A 14,214-nucleotide genomic window follows, 5' to 3' on the forward strand; every position below is an offset into this window, starting at 1 on the left:
CACCATTAGGAAAGTCCATTTTTCTTCGTAAAACGATGAGCTGCTTTTTCGTGACTAGAGTGATTCAAGACAGATATAGTCGGTTCCATGTTTCACCAATTGCATTAGCTTTCCTCCATACCCTTTTGAACGAACAGTTGCATCCGTGACGCATTCTGACATTTACACCTACTTGCCTCAACCTGACCATTCCATCAGTCGTATCCCTTCTTTTATTTAACTTTATATTTCTACTTTTAGAAGAATATTCCTTTCATCTAACGACATAATAAAAAGAATCTTATTACAAAAGGAGCTGTTCAATATGCGTAAAAAAAGAAGAATAGTCATATTACTTTTCATTTTCATCTATATTGGCCTTGTATCAAATGTTAGTGCCCTTACCTTCGACACCTTACCCGTCGAGCAATCATCTCAACGTTGGTCCGTGGAAATAAGTGAGGGTGTGGACGATAATTCAAAACAGCAATCCAAGTTCGGTCATTATGATACACGGTCTCTAAAAGTTGAAAACATGGGAGAGAACAACCTCATAACTGCTGAAATTTCAATGTACCGAAATGAACCAAAATCCACAACAAAGTATGCCCTACAAGGTTGTCCGGAAGCATTGGATTGCAAGCAAATTTCAGAAGATCAAAAGCATACGCTTGCCGCACAATTAAATAATGGCTCCCCATATAATTTCACAGACTTTATCCTAGCTGAAAAAGCAACAGAACTTGAAGTTGAAATCACCTGGACAGAAAAAGGCAATGAAGGACGTCCACTGAAAGAAAGATTTGTTTTTTCTGAGGAATAAATGAGAAAGAAGGTTATTCTTTGCTGATAAAGAGTAACCTTCTTTAGAAGTAAAATATATGGAAGCACTATTTGATACACTGCCAGGCTGAATCCAAGTATACTGGCTTTTAATTTCGAGGGATGATACTTCCCTGATGTTTTTAAATGAAGAAGAATAAAGATAAAACCCATTGGTATGAAAAGTTGAAAATATCCCTCTTCACTAGAACTTGTATAAATCGGTAGCACAAAAGTACTGATTATAAAATAGAATAAAATTCTAATTTTTTCCGTTTCAAGTTTTTTTTGCCCAACGTACTAATAAAAAAATAATTACAATTATTGCAATGGTATATGGTATTGGAGGTAAAACAATCGACATCCCGTCTCCGAAAGGAAATTCCATTCTGCACCTTCTTGATTTTCAATTCTCTAACACCACTTGAGAAGATCCTTCAAGCGGTTTCTCCGTTGTCCAATAATAATCTTCCGCACGCCAATAACGCCGCTGATACTTAAGTAACAAATCCTTACTGCCATTATCTCTCTCCATAAGTCTGATTTGCCTGACCTCTTTAGGAACATGCAAGAATATACTATAGTCAATATATGGTCGCCACTCTTCTCTCTGAATAAACACACCTTCGATAAGAATAATGTCAAAAGAGTCAATGGAATACGATTGCATCATGGTCCGGTCTTTCCCCTCATCATAAAAAGGAAAAAAGACTTTGCGCTCACATTCTTTCACTCTAGTAAAAAACTGATTACTTATCTCCTTTATGTCCCACTGTAAATAATAGTATTCAAACCATTCTTCATAGCCGGTACCATACCTCCTAGCTGCAGGTTCGATAGCATTGTCTAAATGAAAAAGCTTCACATTGTAATAGGGTGTTAAGTATTGCTGTAGCTTTTTCGCAAATGTGGTTTTTCCTGCTCCTCCAAAGCCGTCGATGGCTATGATGAAAGGGGCTGTCTTGTTCCTCTTCTCTAACTCTATTAAAATCTGTTTAAATATTGGTGTCATACATCTTCTCCTAACCACCCAAAAACCAAACAACAATCGTCATAAGTAACGAAAGCAGTGCCATTATCTCCATTTGTCTCGCTTCTCGTAATTCCTTCTTGATGACATACTCGAAAAAAGTGAGCGTGCTATAAAATCAAAGAAGTAGAAAAGTAATCGCTAGTAGATGTAACAAAATGAATTACTTACTCCATATCCGCTCGACACTATATCCATCCTTCTTTTCACTTAATCTATAAACATCAGGATTCGATAATTCTTTCCATTCGTCAAACCCGAATGAAGCATGATACTGTTTTAGTAGTAGAGAAATAATATTTCCGTGGGCTACGATGATTGTGTGCTCGGCCTCACTGCTTCGGATTTCCTCTACGACTTGAGTGATTCGGTCCATCGCTTGTCTGCTTGATTCACCACCAGCAAAATATAAATCTAGATCATCGAAAGTGGCCTTTAACTTATCTTGCCAATCATCTAAGCTTGTTGTACTCAGCACACGTTCGGATAAACGTTTATCCACTTCCACTGTAACGCCGATTTTTTCGGCTAACGGTTCAATCGTTTGTGTCGCACGTAAAAATGGACTAGAGAGGATACGATCAATTGGCCTGTCTTGAAAGAATGACTCTAACTCTTCGGCTTGTTGCTGACCCCTTGTGGTTAGTTCAGCATCCGGTGCTTGTCCGGTTGCTTGGCAATGTCTGACGATATAGATTTCTTTCACTTTATTACCCCCCGATTACTTTTGTCATCTTCACAATTTCTTGCGAATATCCGATATGTTCGTAAAATTGGACGGCACGTTGATTATCGGAAAACACATCTAGAACGAGGACTTTGATTCCTCTTTCATGTGCCCAAGTTTCTGCAAAACGCATCAACTGCCTACCAACTCCTTTTCCCTCACCTTCAGCAGTGACCGCGATAGCAGATATATACGCTAGCTTTTCTTTTGAAAAATAATCCTCTTCTTCCTTACATTCAATATATCCTAAAAACACACCTTCTTCTTCTGCGACAAATATATTATCACTATTCTCATCAATGGAGGCCTGTGCCATTTCCAATTGTTTTTGCTGCATCTGCTCGGAATCACGGTGTGCTAGAAAGGAAATCTCACTCAAACGAGATGATAATTGCAAGATTCTTTGTTTATCTTGTTGATTGTACGACCTTATATTCATACTGTTCTCCTGTTCATATATTCCTCCTGTAATAGACCCATATGGATCATATCAAACCATTTGCCTTCTCTAAATAAACATTGCCTCACACGACCTTCTTCAATAAATCCTAATTTTTCGTAAACATGGTGTGCTCTCTTATTTAATGAAAAAACCCTCAATGAAAGGCGGTGAAGATTTAACTCCATAAAAGTATATTCTAAGAGGATTTGAACGGCGCTCGTACCAACACCTTTACCCCATTCATTTTTTTCACCAATATCGATAATGAGTTCAGCATTACGATTTTTCATGTCTATATTCACTAATGAGATCATGCCGATTGGACGTTGATGACTCTTCTCCTCAATGATATAGCATTTAGAATCCGTCGCCCCGAGAATGACTGTCTCAATGAACTCCTTTGTTTCTTCATATGTATATCTATCTAAATCTAAACTCGTAAAAGTCATCACATCTAAATCATTTCGCCATTTATGATAAATGGGTATATCATCCACAGTCATCTTTCTTAAATATAAATGTTCATTTGCAAGCATTCCTTATCACACCTTTCTTCCTTGACTTTGTTCAAGTATACCGTAACATTAAATATTTTTACTATAAATTACTTTTCTGGAAATTAAAAAAGACAAAGACGTTTGAGAACGCCCTTGCCCCACTATTTAATATACATAATCCGGATAATCAGTAATAATGCCATCCACTTTCATTTCTTTTAAGAATTGTGCTGCTTCAGGTGTACGAACAGTCCATGACTGGATTTTCATTTTGTTTTTTCTCACCTTTTTGACGAGTTCTTCATTCACAAGACCGATACTCGGGTTAAAATAATCAGCATATTTCCGAAATGCTTTGAGCGCTTCATCACTAACATCGTTAGGAGAGGAAGTTAATACGCCAATAGGCATTCTTGGTAATAATTTATTTGCCAGTTTCATAGATTCGAAGTTAAAGGATTGGACAATCACTTCTTCTCTTTTCGGTTTATCCATCTTCCGTTTCTTTAATGCTTTCGTCATTTGCTTCTCGATACCAGGATATAACTCGGGCGCTTTCAGTTCAATGAGAATACCAATTTTTCCTTTATAACGATCGAGGACTTCATCGAAACTAGGAATTTTCTCTCCTGCAAATTCCTCCCCTTTCCAGCTACCAGCATCTAGTTGTCTTAACTCCTTAAAGTCGAGGTCACCTACTTTGCCAGTTCCATCAGTTGTGCGGTCGACTGTCGTATCATGTAAAATGACTAACTTGCCATCCTTACTTCTTTGCACATCAATCTCAATATAATCTGCACCCATCGCAACTGCTAAATCAAATGCTGCGATTGTATTTTCTGGTGCATAGCCCGAAGCTCCCCGATGCGCTACGTTCGCAATTTCTTTTTCTTTCCTACTTGCCTCAGCCTCACCAAAAGGCAAAGTCACAAAAATCACTGTCGCTAGTAAACAGAAAAGTAATACTTTCTTCAAATTCCCCAACTCCTTTATTTTATCTTTCGAATCAAATGATAAAGGAGGAACTTGAAGAGAATATAAAAAGGGTGTGTAGAAGATATAATATTAAAGTAAAAATATTCAGTCTTATTTACTTATAATTTTTTACAAAGAGAGTAAGTAAAAATACATAGAACGGAGAAAAGGAGAAGTCTTTCACCCTTCCCATCATTCTCCGTATCATCTAATCAATCCAATAACCTTCTTCTTAACTTCTCTATAACCTCGCTCTCAACTGAGCATTCCTTCATAAGATAGTCCTCGATTGTATCATATTTAGAAAATATGGCTTTATAGGCTTGTTCAAGATAGGCTTCTCGTACTTCAAGCACTGGTTGAATATCTGTTTCCTTCAAACGGAAGAGGCTAGCTATCTTTAGTGCTTTTGCGGTTTTCTTCATTCTGGGCGCAATCAATTCATTGGATTGAAGGTATTCTTTCATGACCATATCGTATGGAACATCCGCTGTTAATTGAATTAACGATGACATAAAACCTGTCCGGTCTTTACCTCCTGTACAATGAATAAGCAGTGGAGCGTGCTCCTTTTCCACTATCAGGTCAAAGATTTGTTTAATTTCCCTTTGGCAACCGAACGCCATATGCTGATACATTTTAAGCATCAACTCTTCAAAGTTCATATGCCTCGCACCGGTTAGTAAAAATTTAAGCATCCCTTTTCGCGTTAATTCCCAACTAGGGTCTTGAATAGGAATTTTCACTACTGAGAGATGTTGTTCTTCATGAATTTTCGCTCGCTTTGATTCTCCTTCTGACACCGTTCTTAAGTCACAGATTGTTTTTATATTCAACTTTCGAAAAAGATTCATATCCGCTTCAGTCAAACGAGACAGTTCATCTGATCGGTAAAGCAGACCTGATTTCATTCTTAGTCCGTTGCTCGTAACAAGTCCTCCGATATCTCTGAAGTTATATACCCCTTCTAGTCGTTCCCATTCCATCGTCGTCATCAATTGTTCTCCTAACTACGCTTTTAATAATTCATTTTAACATCTTGAAGTTTAAGAAAACAAAAAAAACCGACTATAAGCCGGCTTCTCCTCAAATCACTCTTTATCTTTTATTTGCAAGTAATCACTATTATTGATTGAAATGGTATATTTACCATCGCCATACTTAAACATGGCTTTCTCTACTCTCTGTTGTTCATCATATTCATCCTGTTTTTCTGTAAAAACGATATTATTTGGTTCTTTTTCAGAGTTAAAGTCACCAACATCTGATAAAACAAGCTCGGCATTACTGTTTTTACTCATGTACACATTCACTGCAGAACTGTTATTCACGTCCCAATCTGCTGTGAGTTGACGAGGCTTCATCGTAATTTCGTTATAATTCCCGTCAATTTCTAGTGTCACATCTTGTGGAATCACAAGTGTCGGATCCAAAGTACTATAATTTTGAAACATTGCAATTGACTCACGTGGTAGTTCCTTAAATGCAATGTATAAGGTATCTCCCTTTACAGTAGTTGTCATATAATCTTCAACATCCGTAATTAATGGTTTTTTCTCTAATTGGGTGGCAGTGTACGTACCAAATACAGACAGTTCCTTTCCTGTCGATCCTTCCACACTTATACCAGTTGAGCCTGAATCAACAACGACTCTTTTCACATCATTATTCATAGCAAAATCGAATGTTGGTAAATCACCTGTTCTATGTTCAAGGTCCATGTTGGCACTCACTTTATCAACAATACCTGTCATACTAAGAAGTGCAATGGTAATACCAACTGTTCCTAACACACCCACAAAGAAAATGCTAAAGATATCATACTTTAAGTAAGGCTTTTCTTGTTTTGAGAAGAATAAATATAGCAAGATTTCGCCGCCTAAAATAACAAATATAATCGGCCACCATGAAATAAGTATACTCGAGACATCCAACTTAAATATTTGTGAAAGAAGCAAATATACGCCTAAAAATAAAAGTGATGCCCCCATTGAAAAGGTTCCTACTCTCCATGTCCTCATTTTTTCTTCACCCCTTCTTCATTTTTTTCTTTTCTTTTGTTCCAGATAAGAGCTTTAACCCGCCACCGATTAAAACGATACATACAATAGCTGTTTGGAAATAGCGATTAAACCAGTACCAGACGTCAATATTCAACACTTCAATAATACTTGGTGCAAAAGCCGGCAATAAGACATTTGTTGTCAAATAATACAAACCAACTACAACCAACCCTATGCCTAACCATTTTTGATGATTTTCAAAATAAGAAACAATCGGTACATCTTCTAACTCTTCTTCTCCATAGCGTGAGGATTTTTGTAAACCGTCGAAAAAGCTATAAAACCATATAATTGGTATGAGAAACAGGAAAATCCCTAAACGCAGAACGTCCAAAATATAGATAGAGAAAAGAAATGCAGCCATTAATTGAATCCCTCTTCGCTGTAGTCCTAAATACAAATGACCTGCTCCCGGGAAAATAGATAAGAAAGTAGCAAGTCCTTTACTTTTACGGCCCTCTTCTCTTCCTCTTTCTATATCTTCTAATAAAGTTCTGTCTACGAGCTCTTCCCCTTTTTGCTTTTTATTTAATTGTTGAATCGCATCAAAGAAACTGTATACCCATATTACTGGGAATAGTAAAAGAAAGACCATAAATTCTCCACGATCAGTTAAAAAAGCGACAAACAAAACCATAATACAGAAACCAAGTGAAGCCGTTAGTAAGGTAATCCCTCTATTCATTAATCCCAAATGAAAATGTCCCACTCCTGGAATAAAAGATAAAAGAATAGTACGGAACCGTTCATAATCCAGTTCTTCTCCGACTTTAGAGGACGGGTCTTGTTTATTCTTTAGCAACTTTGAAGCCATAATAGCTGTATCGACGAGATTAATAATATAAAGAATGACACCAGCAAAGACAACAAGTATAATTTCGCCTCCTACCCCAACCGAAAGCATGAAAAACGTAAAGGCAATAAGGGCAAATTCACCTATTAGATAGGCCAACCCGCGGAGGAATACGCCTAAATATAAAAGACCTCCTCCAGGAAAAAAACCTAATAAGAATGCCAATAAAGGGTTTTTCATTTTTTATCCTCCTCCTTCTTTGTATCCATCCAAGCAAATGTTTTATCCATAATTCCTTCTGTTATAGATGCTTTATCTTCTTTAAACTGTTTACTCTCCACATCACCAGCATATTGTGTGAGCGTTTGGAAAAAGCCCGTTGACATAAGTATTAAAGTCATCGCTGCCGCTATCCCATAATGAAAAATTGTTTTTTTATAGAAAGCAGTGGCTTTACGAGAGAAATTGTCATTCTTTGTATCTTGTTTATTATTTTCATTTGGCAATTGAGCCATAATGTTGTCGGTAAAAGCTGTTCCATCTATAATATCTGGGAGTTCCTCTGCCTCAATTGCCGTCAGATAGACCTCCAAGCATTGATCGCAGGTATAGAGGTGGTCCTCATAAAGAATTTTATCTTCACCATCTAATTCATTCTTCACATATTTCGTCCATTGTTCATAACTGTAATGTTTCATGAAAAATCGTCCTCCTTCCAATGCTTTTTCATCCATTGACGTGCTCGGTATAATTTTGTTTCGATGGTCTTCACCTGCACATTTTGCTCATCTGCCATCTGTTGATAGGTTTTTTCGTTTATATAAAAATCATAAATGACATGTCGATAGCCTTCTGGCAATTGATGGATACGTTGTCTTACTAACTCAACCGTTTCTTTCCTCATGAACTTTGTTTCAATATTACCATGTGAAGATTCCCTTCTATCAAAATCAATCACATCCATTATGTCTTCACGCTGTCGTTCTTTTTTTCTTTTCATATCAATGGCGTGATTGACGGCGATTCGTTTCATCCATGTTTTAAAACCTTGATCCTCATATTGGGGGAGAGAGTGATAGATTTTCAAAAACACTTCTTGTGCGGCATCTTCAGCAGCATTCCGATCACGTAATACCGCAAACGTAACTTTAAAAAGTTCATTGCGGTATTTTTCGACAAGTAATCGGAAAGCATGGTCGTTGCCATCTAATATTTTTTGGATAAGAACTTGGTCGCTAATGTCACTCTCCCCCTTTCTTTTTAGCTTCCATCATAATAGACGTTAAACAATCATCTTTCCCCTACACAAAAGATAAAAATAATTTCACTAGCTTTATTCAAGCAAAAATTAGCCTGCTTGACTATACTTATATTTTGCAAAATACGGGGTTCTAGACATTTTCAATCATGAATATTACTTTATCTTCATATTCTTATCTATGAGGTGAGAACAGCATGAGAGTAGCTTATACAAGTTCCGACGTAGATTTAATGGCAAGGATGATGAGAGCCGAAGCTGAGGGTGAAGGAAAGCAAGGAATGTTATACGTAGGCAATGTAATCGTTAATCGTGCAATCGCTGACTGTCTTGATTTTAGAGATGTTCGAACAATCGAGGATGTCATTTATCATGTACAAGGTGGTAATTATTCATTCGAAGCCGTGCAGAAGGGGAACCTCTTTTACAACAGAGCAAGGAGCACAGAAAAAAGACTCGCCGAGAAAAATTTGAAATATTGGCGTGAACACCCTGCTAAATATGCACTCTGGTATTTCAATCCATATGCTCCCTGCCCGCCTACTTGGTATAACCAACCTTTTGCCGGCCAGTTTAAAAATCACTGCTATTATGAGCCAATCGCTAACACATGTGACAGTGTTTATGTGTAAAAGAGAACAACAAAGAACATCCCAAAAAGGGGTGTTTTTTGTTGTTTGTTTAAGTTCGTTGATTTATTTACGAAAGAATCGCCATTTATAACCCTTAGGAATTAATTTTTTCGCGTAGATTGAAGCAATGTCTTTATCGAGGGTTTAACTTTTGTTCAAGCTACATTTTTATTTAAAATAGAGATTAGCTATTAGTAATCGAAGAACAGATATCATCTGAGGAGAGAAAAAACGTTTGACGGAACTACTAAGAAACAAAAAAACATAACGCCCCTTTCAAAAAAGAAGCCGGTTACTTAATTGTTATTCCTCACCATGAGGATATCGCAAAAGTTATTCAATCGAAATACCCAATCCCACCCCTGACTTTTAAACAGTCTAGTTGAATGATGTAATTCTCCTAACGAGAATCATTTTTATAATTTTCTGCCATCCCATCTATCACACTGTTATTTTACACTAAATAGCTTCTTTCATTTTGACAAAGATAGACATTATTTTAATATTTATTTATTATTTTATAGGATATTTTCGCATAGACTAATATGGTAAAATTAGTAATGTTAGAATTTTCTTGATAAGGAGATTAGCTATGGACTTATTTATTTTATTACTATCTTATCTCATTGGCTCGATACCTACTGCCTTGCTTGTAGGTAAACTTTTCTTTGGCATTGATATTCGTGAATATGGTAGCAACAATCCCGGCGCAACGAATACACTTCGGGTTTTAGGAAAAAGAGCAGGGGTTACTGTTTTAATTATTGATATAGGTAAAGGTGCACTTGCTGCTTCACTCCCTTTGTTACTTCAAACAGGCGGTGATCCACTGATTATTGGTTTGTTTGCAGTTGTTGGACATTGCTTCCCTATTTTCGCTGGTTTTCGTGGAGGAAAAGCCATTGCTACAACTGCTGGTGTGCTTTTGGTCGCGAATATCTGGTTATTTCTAATTGCCTATATCACCTTTGTTGCCGTGGTTTCTATCACTAAATATCTTTACTATGGTTCCATTTCTGTAGGGGTTGCTCTTTTCTTATACGCCACCCTTTCACCACTACAAAAAAATGAATGGATCTTTTTCCTATTTTTATTGTTACTCATTTATTTACACCGTTCAAATATTCGCAATCATTTACTGCAGAGGGAGCCTAAAATTAATGATAAGAAAATTAAAGATGACCGTCTGCCGCCTAAACAAGCTTAAGGAGGTCTGTTATGACTAAACAGTTAGCGAAATTCATCGCTGATTTAAATCAATTAGACAAGCATCATATCGGCTTTTGTGGAGAAAAGGAAGAGGACATTCTCCATGATATACAAGAAATAAAGCCTTATTTTATCACTTATGAATATGAGGGTGAAATTGAAGCTGCCATAGGATTAGATATTGATGAAGCTGACCGGAGTGCAGAAGTATGGGGTCCCTTTGCCAAGAATCATGAGGTAAAAAAAGATTTGTGGAACCAAGTTGTAAACTCCTATGAAAATAAGCTACAGCAATTATCGTTTTTTGTGAACGAAAAGAATAATAGCACCTTACATTTTTTACAATCAATCAATGCCACTCACCAAGGAAATCATGCCATACTCGCAGCAAAGCGAGGGATTTTCCAAAATATCTGTCACAGCTATCATGAGCAGTATCGAAACGATTTTCTGCTACTACACGAAGCAACTTTTCCGCAAACTTATTTGTCAGGAGAAGAGATACTAAAACTGTTGGATCAGCATCATAAACTGCTTCTATTGACAGAAAATGGCCAATTACAGGGCTATGTATATCTCGAAGCTGCACCACACTTTGGTGAAGGGCAGATTGAATTCCTTGCTGTATGTCCTAAAGCAAGAAAAAAAGGAAGAGGGCGACAGCTCATTGAGGCTGCGCTTGAAACACTCTTCCAGTATGAAAACATAGATAAAATCACGTTATGCGTATCGCTTGATAATCATCAGGCGATCAAGTTATATCAATCAGCTGGATTTGAGCTGAGTGCACGGTTAAAATTATTCTCTTATCAATTTTAACTGAGTTAAGTCTTTCACTCTTGCAATGCCAGCTAGGGACATGGTGATTCTCGTTTCTTCTATTAAGTTTTCTAATACTTTTTCAACCCCTACTTGGCCGTCAATACCTAAACCATATACAAACGGTCGACCAATACATACAGCTGCTGCGCCTAGTGCCAATGCCTTTACTATATCCGTCCCGCGGCGAATACCACTATCAAATACTACTGGCACTTTTTGATTAGCTGCTTTAACAACGGCAGGCAATGCATCTAGCGCAGCAACTGTTCCATCTAATTGCCTGCCACCATGATTAGAAACAATGAGCCCTGATGCGCCTGCCTCTATTGCACATTGTACATCTTCTGGATGAAGGATACCTTTAATATAGATAGGTAAGGACGTTCTTTTTGCTAATGCTGCAATATGCGACCAATTCATTTCAGGATAATGAATATTATCTAAAACAGATTGAATAATAGATTCATGGTCAGTCTTCTCACCAAGCGCATGCATAAAGGCTGGATCTGATTCGTAATTTGCTTTACCGTAACCCTCTTTTAGCGGAGAAAATTGTGTAGCGATATCCGTTTCTCTCCAGCCTGTCATGATTGTATCAACAGTCACGACAATCGCTTCATAACCTGCGCTTTCAGCTCTCTCTACCATACTGAATGAAACCTCTTCATTCCTCGACCAATAAAGCTGAAACCACTTTGGACTATCTACTGTTGCCGCCTTGATCTCCTCAATCGAGTAGCTAGAGACTGTACTCTGGATAAAAGGAACTCCGATTGTTTTCGCCGCTCTAGCAGTAGCCAACTCCCCTTCTTCATGTGTCAATTTTTGCATGCCGACCGGGGCAATAAAAATGGGGTATGGGTAAGTATGCTCTCCTAATGTCACACTCATATCTATATCTGCTACATTTCTAAGCATTCGAGGTAGAATTGACCATTTTTCGAAAGCTGTTGTATTCTTTCTTAATGTTTCCTCATTACTTGCTGCCGAGCGGACGTATCCATATGCACCCTTAGACATGATTTTTTTTGCTTCTTGTTCTAATGATTGGTATGAAACAGGGAAAACGGCTGGAACCTCAATATTCATCTGTCTATCTCCTTTTGTTAAACTCATTTGCGGCGCCTTTTTTCACATGCGAAGAGTAGGAATAGTGGGATCCTTTGGCATCTTTTCCACTCTTTTTCTGAAGAGAATGATGATTTGTCTGGTGTAGCTTCACTAAGATTTATAATATTAAATTGGCAATCTTGCAATATTTTAAAATACTGTTCGATTGTCCGATAAACCTTCACAACTTTTTCATCAATCCACAGCTCTACCCGCTCACCAATTAGAAAGTAATCATCCACTACCCAATTTCCTCGCTTACCTCCACCGCTAATGAAAGCACTTGTAAGGACCGGATGCTGTACACTAAAGACAAATTCGCAACCCGTTCGCAAACTGTTATAAATATTCTCGCAAATTTGTTTGAAATCTTCAAGATAGTGAAGCGTTAATTGTGAAAAGATACAATCATAAGTTTCTTTTTTAAAGTCATATGTTTCTAAACTAGCATGAGTTAATTTTACATTAGGAATACCTGCGAGGTTTTTTAGAGCCAATTCTAACATTTTTTGCGAACCATCTCTATCCCTGTATAAGATCGAGTAGATGGTGCCAATTTTTTTGCTAAAGTGGCAGCCCCACACCCAAGTTCAAGTACATCTTTATTGGTCATGTCACCTAGTAAATTCAAAAGGGCTATCTTTACGCATTCTTCTTTTCAAATCATTTTGTAAAAATTCATCCTTTTCATAAACGGATGATCCCCGATATTCCACTGTATCGCTCCCTTCATTATTTTGTTGGTGCTCCTCGATATCTCGCTTCACGTAGCTCGAGAGCATAGGCTGCAACATTGGGCATCCCCATTATTTCAGCTTGATGTATTTCTCTTTCTATATCATAAGGAATCCTCACTATTTCAATTGAGAAGGGACCTTCTTGTTTAGATTGATAATTGCCATGCATAATCGCAAAAGTTGCCTGTGGAATATCTAATGAATTACCGACACTGCCACAATTAAATAATGTTCTTTGCGGTTGAATTGGTTCAATGAGCGCAGCATGAATGTCTCCGAATCCAATTACATCAGGCTTCCTCTCTTGTTCAAGCGGCTTTATCCATTCACTTATTTCAAACATCTCATTTTTCTCTTTGGTCGTGGCCTTCATTGGGATGATTCTGTGATAAACACTTTTTGCTGAAGCATGATAAAGTCGTATATATTTTCCACTCATATAAAAATCATAATGGAAGGGTAAACTCTGTAAATAGTCCATAGCTTCTCCCTCAAGCTGCTTCTGATGCCACTCGATTTCTTCACTATCAATTGGCTTTGTAATAAAATCATCCCAATTCCCTTGCAGTACCATATCACATGTTTCTCTTATTTTATGTACTACCTCTAAACCACTCGGACCCTTACCAATTAAATCACCTAAGCAAAAAATCTTATCTATTTTTCTTTCTTTTATGTGATGTAGGACCGCTTCTAAAGCTGTCAAATTACCATGAATATCTGAAATAATTGCAATGGCCATGGTCATTTCCTCCTTCGTGCGTGTTGAATATAGTATTTTGTCATATATAGCAGTATTATTGTTGAATTGGTTACTCTATTTTGTTCAAGAGGGGCGATTCTTCTTTCTGTGACTATCTCAATTGTACTTCTTTCCCTGAAGTCAGTGATTACTTCTTTTGCGACGATCTCACTTGAGATTCCTTTAAGAGCTCCGCGTCCTTTCATTTGCCACTTCCTCACTTACCACCGAGGAGGGCAATACCTCTCTATTGCCAACAAACGACAATTCATTACGAAAAGTCTACTCCTCTTTCACTGAGCAGTAAAGGGTTTAGCAATTACTAAGAACTCCCCCTCTCTTCCTTCCATTTCTTTTCTACGAATTAAACATGAAT

Annotated in this window: 18 protein-coding genes; 4 read left to right on the forward strand and 14 right to left on the reverse strand. The window is 37.4% G+C overall.

Annotated elements, in window-relative coordinates; translation table 11 throughout:
* Positions 1–304 precede the first annotated feature (304 nt).
* Entirely contained in the window at positions 305–802 is a 498-nt protein-coding gene (locus MKX29_RS05335; RefSeq protein ID WP_224938967.1) for a hypothetical protein, read from the forward strand.
* A 405-nt stretch (positions 803–1,207) separates the two neighbouring features.
* Here the strand turns inward: MKX29_RS05335 and MKX29_RS05340 are convergent, their stop codons facing one another.
* The 10 genes from MKX29_RS05340 to MKX29_RS05385 all read right to left on the reverse strand — a co-directional run bounded on the left by MKX29_RS05340 (position 1,208) and on the right by MKX29_RS05385 (position 8,568).
* Positions 1,208–1,813 carry a uridine kinase gene (locus tag MKX29_RS05340; protein ID WP_341104495.1) on the reverse strand — a complete coding sequence of 202 codons (606 nt, stop codon included), beginning with the start codon at positions 1,811–1,813 and terminating at the stop codon, positions 1,208–1,210.
* A gap of 181 nt (positions 1,814–1,994) precedes the next feature.
* A complete protein-coding gene (locus tag MKX29_RS05345) occupies positions 1,995–2,537 on the reverse strand; it encodes a histidine phosphatase family protein (RefSeq protein ID WP_341104496.1) in 543 nt (180 codons plus the stop codon).
* 4 nt (positions 2,538–2,541) lie between these two features.
* Positions 2,542–2,997: a GNAT family N-acetyltransferase gene (locus MKX29_RS05350; protein ID WP_341104498.1), complete on the reverse strand. Its 456-nt coding sequence runs from the start codon at positions 2,995–2,997 to the stop codon at positions 2,542–2,544.
* The gene (locus MKX29_RS05355) at positions 2,994–3,536 is read right to left on the reverse strand and encodes a GNAT family N-acetyltransferase (protein ID WP_341104500.1); all 543 of its coding nucleotides are present in this window, start codon (positions 3,534–3,536) and stop codon (positions 2,994–2,996) included. Before MKX29_RS05355 ends, MKX29_RS05350 begins: the two co-directional genes overlap by 4 nt.
* Positions 3,537–3,662: 126 nt before the next feature.
* Entirely contained in the window at positions 3,663–4,472 is an 810-nt protein-coding gene (locus MKX29_RS05360) for a glycerophosphodiester phosphodiesterase (protein WP_095370651.1), read from the reverse strand.
* A gap of 212 nt (positions 4,473–4,684) precedes the next feature.
* A complete protein-coding gene (locus MKX29_RS05365) occupies positions 4,685–5,467 on the reverse strand; it encodes a tyrosine-protein phosphatase (protein ID WP_281202902.1) in 783 nt (260 codons plus the stop codon).
* Between the two features lie 96 nt (positions 5,468–5,563).
* Entirely contained in the window at positions 5,564–6,493 is a 930-nt protein-coding gene (locus tag MKX29_RS05370) for a hypothetical protein (RefSeq protein ID WP_341104505.1), read from the reverse strand.
* Between the two features lie 7 nt (positions 6,494–6,500).
* Complete coding sequence (locus MKX29_RS05375; protein WP_224938973.1) at positions 6,501–7,568, reverse strand: hypothetical protein; 1,068 nt, start codon at positions 7,566–7,568, stop codon at positions 6,501–6,503.
* Positions 7,565–8,026, reverse strand: a complete 462-nt coding sequence (locus MKX29_RS05380; RefSeq protein ID WP_289432826.1) for a hypothetical protein — start codon at positions 8,024–8,026, stop codon at positions 7,565–7,567. Before MKX29_RS05380 ends, MKX29_RS05375 begins: the two co-directional genes overlap by 4 nt.
* Positions 8,023–8,568, reverse strand: coding sequence for an RNA polymerase sigma factor (locus MKX29_RS05385; RefSeq protein WP_341108213.1), 546 nt, complete (start codon positions 8,566–8,568; stop codon positions 8,023–8,025). Before MKX29_RS05385 ends, MKX29_RS05380 begins: the two co-directional genes overlap by 4 nt.
* 215 nt (positions 8,569–8,783) lie before the next feature.
* On the opposite strand from MKX29_RS05385, the gene MKX29_RS05390 reads away from it, so the two are divergent.
* The 3 genes from MKX29_RS05390 (at position 8,784) to MKX29_RS05400 (ending at position 11,246) form a co-directional block, all read left to right on the forward strand.
* Complete coding sequence (locus tag MKX29_RS05390; protein ID WP_224938975.1) at positions 8,784–9,218, forward strand: cell wall hydrolase; 435 nt, start codon at positions 8,784–8,786, stop codon at positions 9,216–9,218.
* Positions 9,219–9,810: 592 nt separating this feature from the next.
* Positions 9,811–10,425, forward strand: coding sequence for a glycerol-3-phosphate 1-O-acyltransferase PlsY (gene plsY, locus MKX29_RS05395; RefSeq protein WP_095370658.1), 615 nt, complete (start codon positions 9,811–9,813; stop codon positions 10,423–10,425).
* A gap of 11 nt (positions 10,426–10,436) precedes the next feature.
* Positions 10,437–11,246 (forward strand): GNAT family N-acetyltransferase, encoded by an 810-nt coding sequence (locus MKX29_RS05400; RefSeq protein ID WP_341104508.1) that lies wholly within the window; start codon positions 10,437–10,439, stop codon positions 11,244–11,246.
* Here MKX29_RS05400 and MKX29_RS05405 read toward each other — a convergent pair.
* From MKX29_RS05405 to MKX29_RS05420, 4 genes are all read right to left on the reverse strand, one after another.
* A complete protein-coding gene (locus tag MKX29_RS05405; protein WP_289432822.1) occupies positions 11,226–12,338 on the reverse strand; it encodes an alpha-hydroxy-acid oxidizing protein in 1,113 nt (370 codons plus the stop codon). The genes MKX29_RS05400 and MKX29_RS05405 overlap by 21 nt on opposite strands.
* A 23-nt stretch (positions 12,339–12,361) precedes the next feature.
* A complete protein-coding gene (locus tag MKX29_RS05410; protein ID WP_341104512.1) occupies positions 12,362–12,943 on the reverse strand; it encodes a class I SAM-dependent methyltransferase in 582 nt (193 codons plus the stop codon).
* Positions 12,944–13,091: 148 nt separating this feature from the next.
* Positions 13,092–13,838 (reverse strand): metallophosphoesterase family protein, encoded by a 747-nt coding sequence (locus MKX29_RS05415; RefSeq protein ID WP_341104514.1) that lies wholly within the window; start codon positions 13,836–13,838, stop codon positions 13,092–13,094.
* 2 nt (positions 13,839–13,840) lie between these two features.
* The gene (locus MKX29_RS05420; RefSeq protein ID WP_341104517.1) at positions 13,841–14,044 is read right to left on the reverse strand and encodes a hypothetical protein; all 204 of its coding nucleotides are present in this window, start codon (positions 14,042–14,044) and stop codon (positions 13,841–13,843) included.
* Positions 14,045–14,214 lie beyond the last annotated feature (170 nt).

The sequence above is a fragment of the Cytobacillus sp. FSL R7-0696 genome, from assembly GCF_038006865.1.
Lineage (GTDB): Bacteria > Bacillota > Bacilli > Bacillales > Cytobacillaceae > Cytobacillus > Cytobacillus kochii.